The organism is Comamonas sp. MYb69 (genome assembly GCF_037479315.1).
Taxonomy (GTDB): domain Bacteria; phylum Pseudomonadota; class Gammaproteobacteria; order Burkholderiales; family Burkholderiaceae_C; genus Comamonas.
On the sequence record NZ_JBBGZG010000008.1, the window covers coordinates 118,308 to 134,122 of the forward strand.

Annotated in this window: 25 protein-coding genes and 1 pseudogene; 2 read left to right on the forward strand and 24 right to left on the reverse strand. The window is 57.3% G+C overall.

All coding sequences use genetic code 11. The annotated features are described in order from the left end of the window. Positions 1-53 precede the first annotated feature (53 nt). From WH303_RS12760 to WH303_RS12805, 10 genes are all read right to left on the reverse strand, one after another. Positions 54-461 (reverse strand): DUF1799 domain-containing protein, encoded by a 408-nt coding sequence (locus WH303_RS12760; protein WP_339518912.1) that lies wholly within the window; start codon positions 459-461, stop codon positions 54-56. Then, positions 389-802 carry a phage tail assembly chaperone gene (locus WH303_RS12765; protein WP_339518914.1) on the reverse strand — a complete coding sequence of 138 codons (414 nt, stop codon included), beginning with the start codon at positions 800-802 and terminating at the stop codon, positions 389-391. The genes WH303_RS12760 and WH303_RS12765 overlap by 73 nt, the downstream gene beginning before the upstream one ends. Positions 803-908: 106 nt before the next feature. Then, the gene (locus tag WH303_RS12770; RefSeq protein ID WP_339518916.1) at positions 909-1,556 is read right to left on the reverse strand and encodes a phage tail tube protein; all 648 of its coding nucleotides are present in this window, start codon (positions 1,554-1,556) and stop codon (positions 909-911) included. Between the two features lie 114 nt (positions 1,557-1,670). Further along, a complete protein-coding gene (locus WH303_RS12775) occupies positions 1,671-2,072 on the reverse strand; it encodes a phage tail terminator-like protein (RefSeq protein WP_339518918.1) in 402 nt (133 codons plus the stop codon). Continuing rightward, complete coding sequence (locus WH303_RS12780; RefSeq protein WP_339518920.1) at positions 2,069-2,455, reverse strand: HK97 gp10 family phage protein; 387 nt, start codon at positions 2,453-2,455, stop codon at positions 2,069-2,071. Before WH303_RS12780 ends, WH303_RS12775 begins: the two co-directional genes overlap by 4 nt. Continuing rightward, positions 2,452-2,817, reverse strand: a complete 366-nt coding sequence (locus WH303_RS12785) for a hypothetical protein (RefSeq protein WP_339518922.1) — start codon at positions 2,815-2,817, stop codon at positions 2,452-2,454. The genes WH303_RS12780 and WH303_RS12785 overlap by 4 nt, the downstream gene beginning before the upstream one ends. A 280-nt stretch (positions 2,818-3,097) precedes the next feature. Beyond that, on the reverse strand, positions 3,098-3,511 hold the full coding sequence (locus WH303_RS12790; protein ID WP_339518923.1) for a DnaT-like ssDNA-binding protein: 414 nt from the start codon (positions 3,509-3,511) through the stop codon (positions 3,098-3,100). Positions 3,512-3,514: 3 nt separating this feature from the next. Then, positions 3,515-3,838 carry a HeH/LEM domain-containing protein gene (locus WH303_RS12795; RefSeq protein ID WP_339518925.1) on the reverse strand — a complete coding sequence of 108 codons (324 nt, stop codon included), beginning with the start codon at positions 3,836-3,838 and terminating at the stop codon, positions 3,515-3,517. Between the two features lie 38 nt (positions 3,839-3,876). Next, on the reverse strand, positions 3,877-4,854 hold the full coding sequence (locus WH303_RS12800; protein WP_239808869.1) for a major capsid protein: 978 nt from the start codon (positions 4,852-4,854) through the stop codon (positions 3,877-3,879). A gap of 2 nt (positions 4,855-4,856) precedes the next feature. After that, the gene (locus WH303_RS12805; protein WP_339518928.1) at positions 4,857-5,642 is read right to left on the reverse strand and encodes a DUF6651 domain-containing protein; all 786 of its coding nucleotides are present in this window, start codon (positions 5,640-5,642) and stop codon (positions 4,857-4,859) included. A gap of 217 nt (positions 5,643-5,859) precedes the next feature. On the opposite strand from WH303_RS12805, the gene WH303_RS12810 reads away from it, so the two are divergent. Next, on the forward strand, positions 5,860-6,204 hold the full coding sequence (locus tag WH303_RS12810) for a zinc ribbon domain-containing protein YjdM (protein WP_116924375.1): 345 nt from the start codon (positions 5,860-5,862) through the stop codon (positions 6,202-6,204). A 355-nt stretch (positions 6,205-6,559) separates the two neighbouring features. Here the strand turns inward: WH303_RS12810 and WH303_RS12815 are convergent, their stop codons facing one another. The 8 genes from WH303_RS12815 to WH303_RS12850 all read right to left on the reverse strand — a co-directional run bounded on the left by WH303_RS12815 (position 6,560) and on the right by WH303_RS12850 (position 12,620). Beyond that, positions 6,560-7,669 (reverse strand): phage minor head protein, encoded by a 1,110-nt coding sequence (locus tag WH303_RS12815; RefSeq protein ID WP_339518929.1) that lies wholly within the window; start codon positions 7,667-7,669, stop codon positions 6,560-6,562. Then, complete coding sequence (locus WH303_RS12820) at positions 7,653-9,032, reverse strand: DUF4055 domain-containing protein (protein WP_339518931.1); 1,380 nt, start codon at positions 9,030-9,032, stop codon at positions 7,653-7,655. The genes WH303_RS12815 and WH303_RS12820 overlap by 17 nt, the downstream gene beginning before the upstream one ends. Positions 9,033-9,039: 7 nt before the next feature. Next, a complete protein-coding gene (locus WH303_RS12825; RefSeq protein ID WP_339518933.1) occupies positions 9,040-10,314 on the reverse strand; it encodes a terminase large subunit domain-containing protein in 1,275 nt (424 codons plus the stop codon). Next, positions 10,265-10,798, reverse strand: coding sequence for a helix-turn-helix domain-containing protein (locus WH303_RS12830; protein ID WP_339518935.1), 534 nt, complete (start codon positions 10,796-10,798; stop codon positions 10,265-10,267). The genes WH303_RS12825 and WH303_RS12830 overlap by 50 nt, the downstream gene beginning before the upstream one ends. A 398-nt stretch (positions 10,799-11,196) precedes the next feature. Further along, positions 11,197-11,658, reverse strand: coding sequence for a hypothetical protein (locus tag WH303_RS12835; RefSeq protein WP_339518937.1), 462 nt, complete (start codon positions 11,656-11,658; stop codon positions 11,197-11,199). Positions 11,659-11,763: 105 nt separating this feature from the next. Then, positions 11,764-12,003 (reverse strand): hypothetical protein, encoded by a 240-nt coding sequence (locus WH303_RS12840; protein WP_339518939.1) that lies wholly within the window; start codon positions 12,001-12,003, stop codon positions 11,764-11,766. Positions 12,004-12,084: 81 nt separating this feature from the next. Continuing rightward, positions 12,085-12,432 (reverse strand): hypothetical protein, encoded by a 348-nt coding sequence (locus WH303_RS12845; RefSeq protein WP_339518940.1) that lies wholly within the window; start codon positions 12,430-12,432, stop codon positions 12,085-12,087. Next, on the reverse strand, positions 12,429-12,620 hold the full coding sequence (locus WH303_RS12850; RefSeq protein ID WP_339518941.1) for a hypothetical protein: 192 nt from the start codon (positions 12,618-12,620) through the stop codon (positions 12,429-12,431). The genes WH303_RS12845 and WH303_RS12850 overlap by 4 nt, the downstream gene beginning before the upstream one ends. Positions 12,621-12,748: 128 nt before the next feature. On the opposite strand from WH303_RS12850, the gene WH303_RS12855 reads away from it, so the two are divergent. After that, positions 12,749-13,081, forward strand: a complete 333-nt coding sequence (locus WH303_RS12855) for a helix-turn-helix domain-containing protein (RefSeq protein ID WP_339518942.1) — start codon at positions 12,749-12,751, stop codon at positions 13,079-13,081. Between the two features lie 158 nt (positions 13,082-13,239). On the opposite strand, the gene WH303_RS12860 is transcribed toward WH303_RS12855, so the two are convergent. The 6 genes and pseudogenes from WH303_RS12860 to WH303_RS12885 form a co-directional block, all read right to left on the reverse strand. After that, on the reverse strand, positions 13,240-13,452 hold the full coding sequence (locus WH303_RS12860) for a hypothetical protein (protein ID WP_339518943.1): 213 nt from the start codon (positions 13,450-13,452) through the stop codon (positions 13,240-13,242). A 299-nt stretch (positions 13,453-13,751) separates the two neighbouring features. After that, a pseudogene (locus WH303_RS12865) lies at positions 13,752-13,824 on the reverse strand. 248 nt (positions 13,825-14,072) lie between these two features. Continuing rightward, a complete protein-coding gene (locus WH303_RS12870; protein ID WP_339518944.1) occupies positions 14,073-14,516 on the reverse strand; it encodes a hypothetical protein in 444 nt (147 codons plus the stop codon). Further along, a complete protein-coding gene (locus WH303_RS12875; protein WP_339518945.1) occupies positions 14,516-14,740 on the reverse strand; it encodes a hypothetical protein in 225 nt (74 codons plus the stop codon). Before WH303_RS12875 ends, WH303_RS12870 begins: the two co-directional genes overlap by 1 nt. Further along, positions 14,737-15,321 carry a recombination protein NinG gene (locus WH303_RS12880; RefSeq protein ID WP_339518946.1) on the reverse strand — a complete coding sequence of 195 codons (585 nt, stop codon included), beginning with the start codon at positions 15,319-15,321 and terminating at the stop codon, positions 14,737-14,739. Before WH303_RS12880 ends, WH303_RS12875 begins: the two co-directional genes overlap by 4 nt. After that, entirely contained in the window at positions 15,318-15,800 is a 483-nt protein-coding gene (locus WH303_RS12885) for an HNH endonuclease (protein ID WP_339518947.1), read from the reverse strand. The genes WH303_RS12880 and WH303_RS12885 overlap by 4 nt, the downstream gene beginning before the upstream one ends. Positions 15,801-15,815 lie beyond the last annotated feature (15 nt).

Genomic DNA, 15,815 nt, shown 5'->3' on the forward strand with positions numbered 1-15,815 from the left:
GGTCTGATTGTGCCGCATGTAGCCTCCTCGGAGAAAATTCCCGTTTGCTGAGGTCATTTCTTTGTCGCCTTCGGTGCGAATTCGCGCAGTGTCGCCAACGCCTCAGCCTCAATGACCATCATGTATTCATGCAGCTCATTCCAGGCCTCTCCTGAGGCCTTGCGGTCCATCAGTGGGTACATGGCCTCCCATCGCACACCCAGTGGCACCCCACCCATTGCTGGGTAGACCCACCGGGTGCCGATCATCATCGCGATGTCCAGCGCGGCTTCGTTGTCGGGCCAGACTTCGATGATTTCGGGCTCTGGGTAGTCCTCTAGCTCGAACCCTGCAGCTTGAGCCTCTGCCTCAGTGACAGGGGGCTCAAACAGGGATCGAGCTATCTGCTTTAGTTTCCCAGTTGGCCGGTGAACAGTGCGGCGTCGTACTTGTTCAGCACCTTGGCCAGCGAGCCGCCGCATTGGTCTTCCAGCACGATCAGGCTGTCCACGGTGAACTCGTCTTCCAGGTTCCAGCCGCTCACAGCACCGGCAACCGTCTCGGCCGCGTGGCGCATGCCATCCTTCACCAGGTCCTCGAAAGAGAACTCAGCCTTTTCGGCGGGCGAGTCTTCGCCATCGACGGTTTTGCGATGCGCATCACGGATTGCGGCCCACTCGCTCTTCTTTTGAGCCTTCGCGGTGAACACGATGGGGAATTCGTCGCCATCCAAGTTCTTCACTGTGACGGTCAGCGGGAAGGTCGGCAGCTTGCCAGCCATCAGCTTCAGGCTGGTCACGGGTACAGTTTTTTGCTTTGCCATAGTCTTGTCTTTCAGCGGGAGAAGTTAAGCCCGTGCGCAACCGCCCGCCCCGCTGAAGGAGCGAAGCGGCTGCGTCGGTGCAGAGGGTTTGGGCAGAATGCCCGGGTTACGCTGGGTAGCGCGTGGACTTGTTCTGAGCGTTGAAGGTGCCCTTGACCACGACGGCTTGGCCTTCGGTCAGGGTTTCTTCTTCGTTGAACGACACCTTGGCGGGGATCAGCGACAGAGCGCCGGTCTTTGCACGCTGACGCACCACGGTGTCAGCGTTGGTGTCGGACAGCATGCGCAGCGCTTCATAGGCTGGCGAGCCGATCATGTCGGCGTCCATGTCGAAGGTACGCTGCACAGCGTTGAAGCCGTCGTTCAGAACGATTTCGTTGTCCGACTCGATGAACTTCACGTTCACGGTCTTGGCATCGCCGCCGCTGGTGGCGTGGTTCATGGTGCGGTCCAGATCCACCCAGGTGCTGACCTTGCGCGCCGAACCTGCGCCTTGACCAGGCGTGAAGAACTCGGTGTTCGTGGTGTCTCCACGTTCCAGCGTGTAGCTGTCGGTGGTCACGCCCTTGACGCGGAACGCGCGGAAGTTCAGGCGGCCCCAGGCCGAGAGGATCAGGACGATGTCGCCATTGGCAAAGCCGTGACCGACAGAGCTGACAACAGCTTCTACAGCATTGGAGATGCCACTGATCGTTTTTGAGGTAGAGAGCGCGGTGGCAACGGAGGTAATCGTGCCGGTTGGAGTACGTGCCATATGGGCCTTTCAGAAATGAAAAAAGCCGCTCGGCACATGCTTCGCGGCTAGGTTTCGCCCTCATCGGGCACAAAAAAACCACCTCTCGGTGGCATTAGGTTTTGGCGACGCGCCCTATGACGGGAACGCCTCCCAGAAGATGGAGACAGGGATAGTCCAGCGGCCCTCATCAGGCATTCCAGACGACACAGACGGGGTCTTGTTCAGTTCGATGCGAAATCCCGGGCCAGGAATGATCTGGGCTGGTTTGAAGTGCTGCTTGAGCTGGTCGGCCATGGCATCAGTCACCTGCCGGCCCTTCCCTTCTGGATAGCGAAGCGTGATCTGCAAGATGCCTCGCTCCTCCGTCAGCGTCCCCTCTATGCCCAGGTCCACCGGACTATTCACCAGGTGATAACAGACTTGATATGGGCCATCTGGCGGCTTGAATGGCACGTTCTCGAAGGCCGTGGGCAGCACGCCAGGCATGGCGAGCAGCTTGGACTCCAGTAGTGCTTTGATTTGCGAGAGGGTCATTTCATTGCATCCGCTGCGCGCTTGACCGCGTATTTGAAGTCTTGGACCGTCAGGCGGACCATGCCGCTTGGGGCCTGCTGAGACCAGCCGTTTTCTAGGCGCTTTGCATAAGGCAGATTGTTCGTCAGCCAAATGGTCTGCCCAGGCTTGTAGCCCTGCAGCACGACCACGGTGCGGCCTAGTGCATCGCTTCCAGCAGCTGCCGTAGTGTCGGGATTCATGCCCCCAAGGCCGCATTGCCAATTCGATTTGAAGCGCCCGGTATCCACTGGAGACTTGGTCATCATGCTGGCCTGCAGTCCGATGGCAGTATCACGTACCATTTGGTCTACCTTGTCCCCGGCAGCTTGGCAGTACTTGGCAAGGTCATCAGCAAAGCTCATGAGGTCCTCACTATGCAGTCATGCAGGACGATGACGCCGGCCGGCTTCAGTGGCCTGTTTCGGACCACCTGAACGGTTTCTGAGGCCACGGTCAGCACATCACCTGCATCGGGTTCAAACGTGGCATCTGGAGCGATCAAGGCACGACGGTCTCCGATCTTGACCAGCTCCCCGTCGATCTGCCTGTTGTCGAACTCCAGAAGCGCGACAGTGCATGGTGACTGCAGCTCCACAGGATCGGTCGGGCCAGTTTCTGGGTCATAGCCACCTGGCGTGGAGCGAGAGATCGCCCCTGCCTGGCCGAAGCGATCCAACAACCGCTTGGCAGTCGAGGCTGGGCGGGAGTAGTCGAACTTGGCCATATCAGTACCCTTGGTAGATCCCACAGTTGGCGCACATGTGGCCGTCAGGCGTCAGGTAGAACAACTGATTTCCACAGTCGCACTCCCTCACCATCTGACCTTCGCCCGGCGCAAACTCAAACATCCAGCGCCCCTTATGCGCCTTGCAGGAGGGACACTCCAGTTGAGTCGTGCCCGTCGGAGCTACAGCTGTCCACTCATGCCCGCAACCAAGACAAAAGGCTTGCCCTGCGCCGTGCTGTACGTCAGGCGCGGAGCGATTGAATGGAATCACAGCCATCTAGGCCCTCACGAACTTAACTTGGCCCACACCACCAGTCGTCATACCGCGCATCAAGGCATCAATCACGCCGAAGCGCTTCTGACCGCCGTTTGCAGGCTGTGCGTACTTGGTGGTGATCGGCCCCACCGATTCCTCGGTGACTGCCTGCGCGTCTACATCGGAGAACAGAGAGCCATCGGCTGCCCGTAGCGCGGCCTCACACGTGGCGTGCTTCAAGGCATCTGCGACCGGGTCCAGGAACTCAGGCCGGATGCTGTACATGGTCACGACATACTGCGTGCCGCGCCGCAGAGCAATCTCTTGCCTGGCCTCATCAGCCGGCCAGTCGTAGCCCATGCGCTCCATATAATTCTGCGCCTCAGCCAGCGTCACCAGTGAGTCATAGCCATCTTGTGGAGCGACTACCAGCATGGCCTAGGCTCCGATGCGGTTGGCTTGATCCAAAGGATCGAGATTGTTCCACTGATCCCCAGTCAAGCCGGAGCGCTCGAATGCTGCCAGCAGTGCTAGCAGGTCGGCCTTCTTGGCGCCATCGGGAACCTCGACGCCGCCCGTCTCCAGTGCTGCACGCAGCTCGGCGACAGTGGCCTTCTTGGCGCTATCGGTGTCGTCATCCACGGGGCTCTCGTAGCTTTCAGTTTTGAACACGGCGTCGATGATCTTGAAGCCCTGGGCACGCAGCTCGGCCTTGCGCTCAGGCGACACAGGATGCTTCTCGTATGCGATCTTTTCGGTCATGGTTTCTCCAAAGAGAAAGGGGCCGGAGCCCCCTTCAATTACTTGGCTGCGTCGCCGATAGTGATGACACCAGCGGTGTGCTTATTGCTGGTGGCGCTCTTGACCCAGTTGGCACCTGTGCCGATCTCCGCATCGCTCGGCGATTTGCCACCGTTCACCTCATCCCAGGTGTAGCCCTTGAGGCCCAGACCAAACGTGTAGTCCACCTGCATGGTGGTCTCGATGCGCTCCTTGCCGTTGCTGGTCTCGATGTTAGAGATCAAGTCGCCGCCATCTGAGACCGTCGCAGCACCTTCAGTGAGCGAGAGCACGTTCAGTTTGGCGGGTGCCGGAGATGCAGCAGCAACAGATAGCGCCGGAGCATCAGTCACCACCACCGCCTTGCCCAAGATATCAACCACGCGCACGTTCTGGGACTGGAACAGTTGCTGCGTGTTGGTCAGGTTGGCACCAATCAGCTTGTGATACGTGACGCCGTTCATGATCTGAGCGACCAGGTTGCCGCTGTGATCACCGAACTTGCCATGAGCCTCGTTGATTGCAACATAGCTGATGCCAGCCGTCGCAGAGACATCGTTCCTCACGGCGGTGTTGTTGCTGATAGCGGCCACCAGAGCGGCGATGGCGGTATTGAGCTGGTCTGCCATCAGTGCCTCAGCGAAGTTGCGCGAGGCGACCTCGATGCCCTCCGCGGTTGGCTTGTTGAGCCAGGTCAGCTGCGAAGGCTCAAAGCGGATAGGACCGAAACCACCGGCCACCTTCACCGAGCTGTGCTTGAGCTGGGTCAGATCGGTAGGCGTTGCGTTGCCGTTGGTGGCATAGCGGTCAACGCGGCGTTGCGCGCTGTGGATAGCTGCGAAGAAGGACTCCTGCAGGAAGTCGCCATCGAAACCTTCAGTGGTCAGGCGAATAGAACCGGCGCTGGCCTGGTTGAATTGCTGGACCATCTGAGCGAGAGTTTCGATGGTGGCAGGCATGATGTATTGGTTAAACACCTGCATTTGGGAGAGAGACATAGTTAGCCTTTCGAGAGTTCAGGGAAACGGTTGGCAATAGCGGCTGCCCGCTCTGTGCGAGATCCGCCGAAATTGCCCTTTGCTTTGTTTTGCCCGCCAGCGTTGTTACTGCTACCTGCTCCGCCGCCAGATGCACCTGTGCCCTTGAGGATTTGCTCCTTGTATGGGTACTGGTCCACCAGGGCCTCAAGCGCTTCGTCAAACTCTGCGAGTTCTCCCGGCCGAGAGCGGCTGAAGATCTTGTTACCGGCTTGGTCGTAGGCAACGATCTTTCCTTCCTCAACCTTGAAGGCTTGGCCAAACCGGGCTTGCACCAGGTCAGCGGGAATTGCGAAGCGCTCAGAGATGAGCTTGGAGCGGTTGAAACTACCGCCGATCTTTTCTGCGTAGAGGTCGCTTGTGATCTTGTCCAGCGATTGCTTGGTGCGAGCCAATTCCTCGGCGTGCGCCTTGCTTGCAGCTGCAACCTGCTCCTGAGCAGCCTTCTGAGCAGCGGACTTGATCTCTTCGACCTTGCCTGCTGCCATCAGCTTGCCCTCATCAATGTTCTTGATGGTTTCCAGAGCTTTGCGCGCTGCTTCGCCGTCCTCGATCCCCTCGAACGCCTTCAGCTTGCCCTCCGCAGCCTCCTTGGCCTCGCGATGGGTTTTCGCCTCAGCATTGAGTGAAGTGATCTTGCTCACTGCAGCCGGCGCATCGAATGCGACTTCCTTACCATCGTCATGCAGATAAACGGGCTTGCCGTCTTGCACAACTACATTGCCTTGATCGTTCAGTTTCAGTTTCATTTTTGCTGTTTCCTTGGCTTTCCAGCCTCAGTACGGTTGCCGATTCCTCGGCTGGACGCCCTACTCCACTTCCTTGTTTTGGGCATGAAAAAGCCGCCTTGGATTGCTCCATGGCGGCTGAATAAAAGTGATCGACCTATTTGGTCCGAATGGTGACTAAAGGATCCAGATGGGTCGCAACTAGAATGCTGGACTTCAAGTTTTTCCGGGAGTAACTATGTCGTCCACATTGCCGCCTTGCCCCAAATGCAAGTCAGAGTTTGTCTACGCTGATGGCGCTTTGTTGATCTGCCCAGATTGCGCCCATGAGTGGTCGTCCGAGGCCAATGAAGAAGCAGAAGAATCCGCTATTGTTATTAAGGACGCTGTCGGCAATGTGTTGCAAGACGGAGACTCCGTAACAGTCGTCAAAGACCTGAAAATCAAGGGCTCCTCGCAGGTCGTCAAGGTTGGAACCAAAGTTCGCAACATCAAACTGATCGGAGGCGATCATGATATTGACTGCCGCATAGACGGCATCGGCAGCATGCAGCTCAAATCCGCGTTCGTGAAGAAGGCTTGACCTTCAACTGAGCCTTGGTAAGCTCAGTTACTTCGCGTGGACTGCCTTCGGTTTCGGCGTTCTCGGCTTCCGCTCCTTCACTATGCGCGGCTCGTCAGGCAACATGAAGGAATGAATACCCTGCATATGGCATTGGTAGCAAACCCGGTCATGCCAAACAGTCCCACGCTTATAGTGGCCTTTCTCATCCAACTTTGCGCCTACGGTGGTCGTCATCATGGTCGTCCCGCCGCATTTCTTGCACTGGAGCACACCATCAGGTAGCGGCAAGCTTTTAACCACTTGCTGTAGCTTCTCTGCCGGCGTCTGCTCTCGGGGTGGAACGATGGATAGTTTGGTCACCGGCCAAGTCTACTCAAAGACCAGCCAATTCAAAAGCCCGCTTATCCCGCTGCCGAAGCTCGTCCAGTGTCAGAAACACGCCCTTGTGAGAGTACATGTCCGCAAGATCAAGTTTTCCGTCACGCATAAGTCGCGCTCTCGTTTGGCCTAGCACCTCATCCTGGCGAGCGGCTGACTGCTTCTTGAGCCAGTCCCCATAGCTCGTGTCAGGTGGCACCTGGCCATCCATACTCGCCCTACTCTTGTTGCGCAGCTCCAGGTCTGGCAGGTCAATCCCCAACTCCTTGTTGGATTTCACCACTGGGATGGAAGCAGACCTGCACCGCCAGTGCAACCTTCCAGGCCCAGCGCCCCAGGGGATCTCGTGCCCAATCGGCTTGTGCGTCTCGGGCGTGTAGAGCTTGCCGTCGCGGATCCGGCATTCCGGCGTTGTCCGCAGGTCCAGGGTGGCAGACCATTTCAAGCCCTTGAGCACATCGGAGTTCTTGACGTAGAAAGCGTCGTGGGCATTCCCAGCTACATGGCCAAGCGCCGTTCTCACAACAGCCTCGACATCGCGCCGTGACTTCTGCAACAAGCCATCAGCGTAACCCTTCGCCTTGGTGCCGCGCAACTCGCGAATGATCTGGTCTGTCGTCTTGCCTTCAAGAAAGCCCTGAGCAATCGACTGCCGAACCTGCTTGAAGGTCTGCGCTGCCAAGTCCTTCCACACTTCCCTTAGCAGCACGCCTTGGAATGGTCGGGACATCGCGGCCGAGTAGACTGCGGCCGTGGACACGGAGGCAATGTGGACCGATGCCGGCGTAAAGCTGAGCAGCATCTGATTCAGATACGCCGTCTCGTAGTCAACGAACACCTTCAATTCGTTCAGCAACTTTTCGCCCATTTCAGCATTGCCGCCAGCGATCATCGATCGCACGCTAGCAAGCATCGAAGTCAAGCGCTCAACCTTGAGGTTCGGTCCATCAACGCCCGCCAGAATCTCAGCGAGCTCAGCAGCCATGCGCGCATTTGAGCGATTCAAGATCGCCATGATCCTGGCCACGACGTTGTTAGAGTATCCATCCAGCGCGGTCGCGTGCCGGATCATCTCGTCCCGAATCAATTCATTCACCGTAGCCATTCATGTTCCCCAGGCTTGGCCCTTCAGCCTCGACCGCAGCGATTTCCGCCTCAGGATCCAAGTTTGGGGACACAACGCCAATGCGCTGAGCCTCTATCAGGGCCTGCCGCTTCGTAATGAGTCCACCCTGCTGGAAGCTCAAGATGAGCTGAGCTGTTGCCTCAGACAGTGAGCCGGCTGCGAAGTCTTTGAACAGCGACACATGGCCCCCTTGAGGGAGGCCGAGCCATTCAGCGGTGAACTGCAATGCTTGGTCTAATGAGTCCTCAAACGATTCGACAATGCGCTGGAGGTCGCTCTTGTTGGCCTCAGCATCATTTGCCGCTTCAGTCGCAGTGCGCTGGCCAGGCTTAGCCGTTAGGAGTTCAGCACCAGTTTGGACCATCTGCGATTCAAGCGAGTCGAGCTCTGAGCGCCCAACCGTCACTGATTCGGCGGAGCCTTGAATCACCTCAGCCTTAGCCTCCGGATTTTCAAATCGCAGCGCGTATGCCGATCCAGCTGAAGGAGAAGCTAGCTCACCATCATTGACTCCGGTAAATACCAATAAACGCTTGCGGGCGAACCGGGCAGAGTCATCCTGGTCAGATTGTTGTTGCCAGTGCTTCACGTTTAGGTGCGCCAGGTCCAGTAGCGGCGGAGTGCCCCACATGAACCCCTTGCGGATGCCATAGATCGGCACGAAAGGAATGCGCCTGATAGTCGTTGTGCCCTGTTCTAGCAGTGCCCAACCACCCGTGTCTTCCTGCCAGATCTCCCAGTGCCCTGGCGTCAACACACGGACACGGTTTACAACCTTCACTTCATAGGGGCCGTCATCGACCTCGGCGGTTTCAAGAATTCGAAGCTGAAGCAGTCCAGGCTTTCCGTTCACCAGACCGGTTTTCCAGCCCAGGAGCTGGTGATGCTTTACATGCACCCAATACGGCCGAGCGCCGAGCGCCTTTTCATCTGCTTGTGTGCGTGCTTGTCCCTCTGTACGGGTGTAGTCAACGAGAATGCCGCCAAACCCAAATGCCACCGCTTCGTTCATCAAGTCTGCGCTGAACGCATGAAGGCTACGGCCCTCGCCATCGATGTCCTGGGACAAGTCTTTGATGTGCTGAGGAACATCCTCGCCAAGAGTCAGTTCCTTCGCGAAAGGCTTGCCCGTCATCACGCCGACTGTGCGCCCAAACGCAGGGAATAAGGTCGATGTTTTCAGCCGGTACTGATAGTCTTCGGCATCTTCACGGGGCTGTTGCGGCAGCAGGGTCTTGCCCGCCTTCCGCATAGCCTGAGTGCCCCCCATAAGAGGGTCAATCACCGCCCATGCTTCAGCCATCCGCTTGACCGTGTCGTTTTGTTGGTTGATAGCTGTCATGTTTTCCTTACCAGCGGAATGTCTCTACCTTGGCGGTTCGTTTGACAATCGGCCACTTATTGGCGATCACATACCCTGCAGCGTCGATAACGTGGTCCACGCCGCTTGATTTGTCTGGAACACCGTTCTTGTCGTAGGCCTGCTGCTCCAGCGCATCGGTAAGCTTCGGGCATCGGTCTGTGTTGACCAGGTAGCGCCGCTCGCCCTCTCCGTTCAGGATCAGGGCATTCACTGCGTTCACACGGTCCGCGACAGCGGGGTTGGTTGAGTTCACCCGCACTGTCAGGTCATGCGCCTTCAGGATGCTCAGGTCCGATTCGGTTGCGTTCTTACTGCTCGCGTTCTGCCCGGAAGCATCAGGAAACACCTGCACTGTGTGACCCTTGGCCTTGTAGCGCTCATTGAAGAGCCTGGCCATGTACGGCGTATCTCGGCCGTCCGTTATCTCATCCACAGCCACCGGCCAGCCGTCGCGTAAAACATAGACCACCGCAGCCATAGCCAGGCGGTTGAAGTCCATCCCAATCAGGACAGGCTCACCAGCTTGCAGCGATGCATTGGAGTGGTTAAGCCGGCGGTCAAAGTCGGGGTAAACGCTGCCCGCCGTCAAATTGGTGAACTGGCCGCGCAGATAAGCGTCGATCAGCTGCTTGGGATAGCTCTCATACAGCGACTGGATGTAGTCATCAGGAAGGTTGGCCGCGTTGTCGAACGTGCTGGCCTGCACCATCCCATACAGCTTGCCCAGCGCAGCGCGTTCTTGTGGCTGCTTGTGGAACCGCTGATAGACGAACTTGAAGCCCTCAGGCGTCGTCGTCACATCGATCCCGTTTTTCAGCCCGTCCACCTTGTAGCGCATCCGGGCAATGATCTTGTTCCAGGCCTGCTCAGCCTTGACCGCCTGCATTACATCCAGCTCGTCAACCAGCGCGTGACCGATCTTGAAGCCCACGATGTTGGAAGGCTTCTCCATCGACCGGCAGATGATCGTCGTCCGGTACTGCGAGCCGCTGAACAGGTGAACTTCCTTGTTCGCCTCTTTTATGTCCGCTTTCAAACCCCAGTCAAACGCCACCTCATCAATCGTCGGAAAGAAGATGTCCCGGATCTGCGGATAGGTCGGCGCGAAGTAGCCCTGGTTGACTTTGGGCCACTCCCAGGCATTCCGGCACGTCGAAGCGCAGCCGGCCCAGGTCTTGCCCGAGCCGAACCCGGCAACATAGGCGCGGTACTTATGAGGCAGCTCCAGGAACCGAGCCTGCGGAATGTTCAGGCTCGGCATGCTTTCTTGCGTCCTTTACTGTCACTTCGATCTTGACTGGCACGGGTTGGGCGTTCTCGCCCTCTCCAGCCTCGTCTGGCTTGTCGCGCCACCTCTGCGGCTGGCGGTTCTTCAACCAGAAGATCGCAGCCGTCGTGTCTGGTGGGTAGTGCTTGACCAGAGGCGTGACCGTTATCACCCCCTGGTAATTGCTGACATGCACATCCTCGTGCTCATACCCCATTGCACGGTGGAACAGCTTCGCCGCCACTTCGGCATCGACCAGGTCCTTGCCGCCCTTTAGGGACTCCGAAAACTCGGGATGAACGGTCTTCCAAAGGTTGAAAGTGCTCTCAGCCACGCCGAAGAACGAAGCCATTTCCTTGTCTGTCATCCCAAGCATGCAGAGCTTCTTGGCTTGGCCTGCATACTCTGGCTTATATTTGCTAGGTCGTCCGCCTGCCTGCTTGGCAACCGGCTTGCCTTGCGCCGGTTTTGTTGCCATGGCGGGCCTTTCATCTCTTCAAGTTCGGATCCAAGTGACTTACTCTTCTTTCGTGGTGGAAACCTACCAAGCCATTGGCGAGCAATCCTCTAAATCACTCCGCGCTAGGCCGCTCCCAGGTCAAGGTGTAGACACAGGCATGAAGGTAGAGTGCTCTTCAAAAATGCGGGACTCTCAGCCTGCTGGGACGCTATTTCACATTCACGCGAAAATTACAGACCGCGAGGGCGGCCCGGATTTTCTCTATACGTCATTTCGCTGGCCGCATGAAGTAGTCTCAGCAGAGCAAGCCAAGAAGATCATTGCGAGCAGCCGGCAGGGCGTGATAACCAAAATTGGGAATTAGCGCTGCCATAAAAACAAAACCGCCCGAGGGCGGCGCGTTAGTTAAAAGCACTTCATTGCATCACGATTTCGTGGTCGTGCTGCAGCTTCCGCCCTAGCGCCAACTGAATGACTTGAATAACGGATGCTGTAGTGTTTTGACCGTAATGGTCTGTTATCTCAATGTCTTTCGAGAATACCCAATTTTTGTTGTCATAGAGTCGAACCGACCCCAAAAATACCGTGTTGGCAGAGCGCCCTGTGGAGCTGTCGCAAAAAAACACAATCGCTGCGCCTATAGCATCGCCGTTGAGGAAGCTTTTTCTTTCCGCCCAAACGGTTCCAACTGGACTACGAATTTCAAATTCGCACCCAACCTGCGCCTCGTGCTCGAGGGTAATTCCATCTGCAGCCAGCAACTCCTCGCCCGCCTTCAAGAGGTCTAAAAACCGCTCCAACTGCGCATTGCTCGCTTGCCGCCCCATATTTAGGTAGCCTCTTGAAAGAGCTTTCGAAACGTATTTGCTATCCAGCATACCCACTCCTCATCCGCCAACGTTGGCAGAGAAGATATGCGGCGGCATAATCCATTTTCAAGAACAGTGCGGGTTCTTACCAATATGGGCCCTGTCGGGCGCCACTTAATTCACCACCACGCGAGCCCCTGACACTGAAGATGCGCCGCACACCACCTCAACGACTGCACGAAGTTCACGCTTGATGGTGTACTCGCCCAGGTTGTCTGCGCTGAACTTTTGGGATGAGAACCAGCCGGCCTCAGCCTTCACCTCCAGGCCAGTGACCCGGTGGAACTCGGCCAGGGCCTCATGGATTGCCTTTGCTGCCTTGTCGGCCTCGGCCTGAATCTGATCCTTGATCATGGCTCTCTCCTATCGGGTCGCAGGGGCTAGGCTCCAAGTGTGTAGGTCGCGTGTGCGGAGAGCCTGCCCTGCGGTAAATGGTTATTTGAGGATGGTCACCTTCATGGCGTTGCCACCCTCTGTGACGCTGGTGAGCGTGGCATTCATGGCCTTCAGCTGCTCAAGCACCTCTGCCTTCCAAGATGCATCGCTTGCGTGTTGGCTTGCCTTGAGGGCTTCGCACAGGGCCTTGTTATCCGCCGGCGGGATGATGCGCTCTCCGGCATGGATGGCGTTCTCCATGCTCTGTCTGGCTATTGCATTCACGCTGTCGGCCCACGCCTCTGCTCTGCCCTTGTGCTGGGCATGCGGGAAAGGCAAAGCGGTTTCAGCCACAGGCCCAGCCAACTCAGGGCACAGCCACAGGGCTATCTTTCGTCTTAGGCTCATTTGATCTCCTTGCAGTGCTCGCCCCATGCTTGCACCAACTCAGGGGTCAGCGCGACCTCAAGGCTCACGACCTCTATGCCCCGACCTTCGTCGTCAATCTTCATGCCCTTAAGCACTGGCGGCCGCACATCGTAGATGGCCTTGATCAGCGCCTGCATCGGGCTGCGTGGGGGTTGATGTATTTTCATGACTGTCTCCCGTAGCAAAGGAACAAACAAGGCTTGAGGCCGCCGCCAAAACAACTATCATAAAGTATCTTGTAGGATTGATAAATCTCAAGTACGATACATGCCTCAACAACACTACGAGAGCGAACATGCCCCTTCAGACGCCCGACAGTCCAGACTTTGGAGCTAGCCTTGCAGAAGCAATGAGCGAGCGAGGACTAAACAAAACAGCCCTCGCTAGGCTCGCCGACATTACACCCGCCAATATCGGCAGGTATATCACCGGCATGTCAGTTCCTAAACCCGCAACACATCGCGCTTTGCTGCAGGCTCTAGGCGCCATTGAGCCAACCCTAGTCAAGACTTTGCTGCCGCAAGGGGCAGTAGCAGGTGCGACCGAATTTCCGCTTTCAGCGTACTCACTCGACGATTTATTTGCTGAGTTACAGCGACGCGGCATCAAGTCCTTCGCTCTCTACTAAATCACTTGACTGGCCTTGGAATGTAGGCCCAGGCGGATTTGCCTACCTGGGCTGCTGTGCGGGGATTCGAACCCAGGAAGACCGACGCATTGGCTCTAGTCGCCCCGTCAGTCCTTTTGATCTAGTCACCCTTCAACCTCTCGGGCACACGGCGTAAATCAGTCAACCGTGACCTTGTTGCGGCCAGGCTGCTCAATAACTTTCAGGGCCTGCTCCATGAGCACCCGAGCACCGTAGATACAGGCCTGCGCTGCCAGATCACGGCATGAGCAACCTTCACCCTCGAAGCCCTGAACAGTCACCTCACCGCCCTCGCTAATCACGATGCGGCCTAGCTTGGTAATGTGAGAGTGCGTAGCGTCAAGGGACATAGTCGCTCCAAAAAAGGAAGGGCCAGACTAACGCCTGGCCTTGGTATTCGTACCCCATCAGACAACCCTCATGGGCGGGGGTTGCTGTTCGCTTCTTCAAGCACTGGGAAGCTCTCAGTAGGAGATGCCGCACCTTCATACCGCTCGGGTGCGGGCCGCGCTTGCTGCAGCTGGAAACGACGAGGGCCACGCCCTACTACAGGGAATGGCTCTCGATACCTGCTCACCGCTTGGGCGGCAGGCTGGTTGTTGGTGCCGAGGCCCTTCCCCTCGGACTGGTTGTTGGGACTTGCACCCACTTGTGGCGGAGGGAATCGAACCCTCAACTTCCGAGCTATTGCACGGCGCTCTGCCTGTTGAGCTACACCATCACAGAGGCAGACTGATGAGGACTTCCCAGGGAGCGCGCAAAGTACCGAAAGGCACCGGCAACGCTATGCGCCAGTCAATCTGCCTGCGTGATGGCCCTAGAAGCGGAAACGCTCCGCCATCTAAGGCCTGCCATGGAATACATGGGATGGTTTATCTGAATCATGGGAGGCCTAAGCACAGCCCAAACTGATTCATCATCAAAATAACGCAGTCCGAACGTTACCACACTTCTCGCTGCGTTACAAGATTTATTTGAGCAGGCTGAACATTCGGCCGCCATGGGCTGCGCGGCAGGTGCGAACGTGGTCGATCAGCATCTGGGCTGCACGGCTGGCCGGCTCCTTGCGGAATTTCTCGCCCTTGCACTTTGGGCAGGTGTGTTCCTTATCGCCCTTGGCCACTACCCCGGTTGCATGGCAGACCTTGCAACGCGGATCCACCAGCCACTCGATGGCCGCCACGATTGCGTCTGTGCCGCCTTCCAGCTTCTTCTCCTGCGTGTGCTGCAGCAGCGCGGCGTAGAACCGGGTCATGTCTTCCTTGGTAGGCTTGGAGATCAAGCGCAGGTAGTGAGCAGCCAAGTTTCGCGGGCTCATGCCGCTGGCCTTGATGACATCGACCTGGCCAATCTTGTGGGGCTCGTCTGCCAGGCAAGAGGCCAGGGATGCGGATAGGTAGCGTTCTTCAATCATCAGGCTCTCTCTTTCTTTGCGCTTCTGGCCAGGGTGAACTGGACTTCCTGCCTCACCAACTCCGTTTTTTGCTTATGTGGCGCATCGTCAATTAGTTGGATACCAACTAATTGGGTGTCGTACTCAGGGCTCCAGCTGCACTTCTCTGCATCCCACTCCCCGCTGCGTAAAAGAGCAGCAAACCGCTCTAGTTCCTGGGCCAGCTTTTCGCTCATGGTTGTCATGGTCTACCTTTCAGTTCTTTCGTCTTTGCTCTGTACTTGTCGCGGATGTCGATCAGCTCCTGGCGGGTCCATTTGCGGACCTGGTTGTCAGCCTCTAGGGCCTCTACCCGCTCCAGTCCTATCCGATCGATCAGCTTGATCCGGTAATCCACCACGTTCCCAGCCCGCCACTGGTTGTCGAACTTCGACTGGGCGTGGCAGTTGTCCTCGTTGAAACGCAGGTGTGGGGCAGCGCCGGTTGACCGGTAGTGCCCGGCATCCACAGCATTCCCCGACCAGTCCAGCGGCCGGCCGGAGCTGATGCAGGGATAGCCTGCGGCCTGGTCCCGGGCCCGGATGAAGGCGTTGAAGGCAATCTGTGCTTCCCGGGTCAGTTCCGGGATGGTCTTGATGGCCTCCTTGCGGCGCTTGGTTTCGGCTCGCTCTACCTTGGCAGCAGCCCGTGCGCGCTTGGCCTCCTCTCGCTCCTTCTTGGCGGCCTGGGCCTCTGCCCACGGCTCAATGCAGTCGGGGTGGATGCGCTGGCCTGCTTCAAGCTTGGCCTTGCAGTGGGGGCACTTTGTCCGTCTAAGCCAGTTCACAGGCGCCCCCTGGGGTGAAGCTCTCGCTTGGCTTTTAAATAAGCCGCGTACGCTTCCTCCGCAGATGCATAGCAACCCAAACTGTGGCGCTTGCCATCCGCCTTTATTTGCGTGGCAAAGCGTCTTGTATCGCTCCGCAAATAAACGCCCAAATATCCCGTTTTGCTAGCCCTTGTCGCGCGCTGCATGTTCTCCGCATTGCCGCGCTTATCAACTAAGCGCAGGTTGCCAATCGAGTTATTACTAGGATTGCCATCTATGTGATCGACGATCCCCGACGGCATGTTTCCGTAGATATACAACCAAGCAAGCCTGTGCGCATAAAAGAATCTTCCGCTGATGCTCACCACCGTATACCCATCACCACGGGAGCAGCCAGCTTTAGCCCAAGCCTTACGACCTTTAGCTGCGTGCCGCCAGTACATGCAACCACTTACCTTGTCGTAATAAAGTACCTGCTTCATCACTTCCTGGGTCAATCCGCCCGCCTCTTG

Excerpts from the sequence above, each read along its gene's own strand:
- WH303_RS12760 (WP_339518912.1), bottom strand. The coding sequence starts at position 461 with ATGCGGCGGCTCGCTGGCCAAGGTGCTGAACAAGTACGACGCCGCACT.
- WH303_RS12765 (WP_339518914.1), bottom strand. The coding sequence starts at position 802 with ATGGCAAAGCAAAAAACTGTACCCGTGACCAGCCTGAAGCTGATGGCT.
- WH303_RS12770 (WP_339518916.1), bottom strand. The coding sequence starts at position 1,556 with ATGGCACGTACTCCAACCGGCACGATTACCTCCGTTGCCACCGCGCTC.
- WH303_RS12775 (WP_339518918.1), bottom strand. The coding sequence starts at position 2,072 with ATGACCCTCTCGCAAATCAAAGCACTACTGGAGTCCAAGCTGCTCGCC.
- WH303_RS12780 (WP_339518920.1), bottom strand. The coding sequence starts at position 2,455 with ATGAGCTTTGCTGATGACCTTGCCAAGTACTGCCAAGCTGCCGGGGAC.
- WH303_RS12785 (WP_339518922.1), bottom strand. The coding sequence starts at position 2,817 with ATGGCCAAGTTCGACTACTCCCGCCCAGCCTCGACTGCCAAGCGGTTG.
- WH303_RS12790 (WP_339518923.1), bottom strand. The coding sequence starts at position 3,511 with ATGCTGGTAGTCGCTCCACAAGATGGCTATGACTCACTGGTGACGCTG.
- WH303_RS12795 (WP_339518925.1), bottom strand. The coding sequence starts at position 3,838 with ATGACCGAAAAGATCGCATACGAGAAGCATCCTGTGTCGCCTGAGCGC.
- WH303_RS12800 (WP_239808869.1), bottom strand. The coding sequence starts at position 4,854 with ATGTCTCTCTCCCAAATGCAGGTGTTTAACCAATACATCATGCCTGCC.
- WH303_RS12805 (WP_339518928.1), bottom strand. The coding sequence starts at position 5,642 with ATGAAACTGAAACTGAACGATCAAGGCAATGTAGTTGTGCAAGACGGC.
- WH303_RS12810 (WP_116924375.1), top strand. The coding sequence starts at position 5,860 with ATGTCGTCCACATTGCCGCCTTGCCCCAAATGCAAGTCAGAGTTTGTC.
- WH303_RS12815 (WP_339518929.1), bottom strand. The coding sequence starts at position 7,669 with ATGGCTACGGTGAATGAATTGATTCGGGACGAGATGATCCGGCACGCG.
- WH303_RS12820 (WP_339518931.1), bottom strand. The coding sequence starts at position 9,032 with ATGACAGCTATCAACCAACAAAACGACACGGTCAAGCGGATGGCTGAA.
- WH303_RS12825 (WP_339518933.1), bottom strand. The coding sequence starts at position 10,314 with ATGCCGAGCCTGAACATTCCGCAGGCTCGGTTCCTGGAGCTGCCTCAT.
- WH303_RS12830 (WP_339518935.1), bottom strand. The coding sequence starts at position 10,798 with ATGGCAACAAAACCGGCGCAAGGCAAGCCGGTTGCCAAGCAGGCAGGC.
- WH303_RS12835 (WP_339518937.1), bottom strand. The coding sequence starts at position 11,658 with ATGCTGGATAGCAAATACGTTTCGAAAGCTCTTTCAAGAGGCTACCTA.
- WH303_RS12840 (WP_339518939.1), bottom strand. The coding sequence starts at position 12,003 with ATGATCAAGGATCAGATTCAGGCCGAGGCCGACAAGGCAGCAAAGGCA.
- WH303_RS12845 (WP_339518940.1), bottom strand. The coding sequence starts at position 12,432 with ATGAGCCTAAGACGAAAGATAGCCCTGTGGCTGTGCCCTGAGTTGGCT.
- WH303_RS12850 (WP_339518941.1), bottom strand. The coding sequence starts at position 12,620 with ATGAAAATACATCAACCCCCACGCAGCCCGATGCAGGCGCTGATCAAG.
- WH303_RS12855 (WP_339518942.1), top strand. The coding sequence starts at position 12,749 with ATGCCCCTTCAGACGCCCGACAGTCCAGACTTTGGAGCTAGCCTTGCA.
- WH303_RS12860 (WP_339518943.1), bottom strand. The coding sequence starts at position 13,452 with ATGTCCCTTGACGCTACGCACTCTCACATTACCAAGCTAGGCCGCATC.
- WH303_RS12870 (WP_339518944.1), bottom strand. The coding sequence starts at position 14,516 with ATGATTGAAGAACGCTACCTATCCGCATCCCTGGCCTCTTGCCTGGCA.
- WH303_RS12875 (WP_339518945.1), bottom strand. The coding sequence starts at position 14,740 with ATGACAACCATGAGCGAAAAGCTGGCCCAGGAACTAGAGCGGTTTGCT.